Origin of the sequence: Streptomyces sp. URMC 126 (assembly GCF_051386555.1) — a bacterium.
GTDB lineage: Bacteria > Actinomycetota > Actinomycetes > Streptomycetales > Streptomycetaceae > Streptomyces.
In genome coordinates this window covers 1-241 of sequence record NZ_JBPQTX010001278.1, presented here as the reverse complement: position 1 = coordinate 241, position 241 = coordinate 1, and the positions used below count along the sequence as shown (strand labels likewise).

General features: G+C 65.6%; 1 protein-coding gene. It reads left to right on the top strand.

Annotated elements, in window-relative coordinates; genetic code table 11:
* On the top strand, positions 1-241 hold a 241-nt coding region (locus ACSNOK_RS35960; protein WP_436784854.1), incomplete at both ends, for a DNA gyrase subunit A.

Sequence of the window (241 nt, the reverse complement as noted above, 5' to 3'; positions counted from 1 at the left end):
GCCGTACATGTGCAACCCCGACAACCTGGCCACCAAGATCGCCGAGCTGGTCAACGCGGGCAAGATGACCGGCATCTCCGACATCCGCGACGACACCTCGGCGCGCACCGGGCAGCGGCTGGTCATCGTGCTCAAGCGTGACGCCCAGCCGCGGGTGGTGATGAACAACCTCTACAAGCACACTCAGCTGCAGGACACCTTCGGCTGCAACATGCTGGCGCTGGTGGACGAGGTGCCGCGC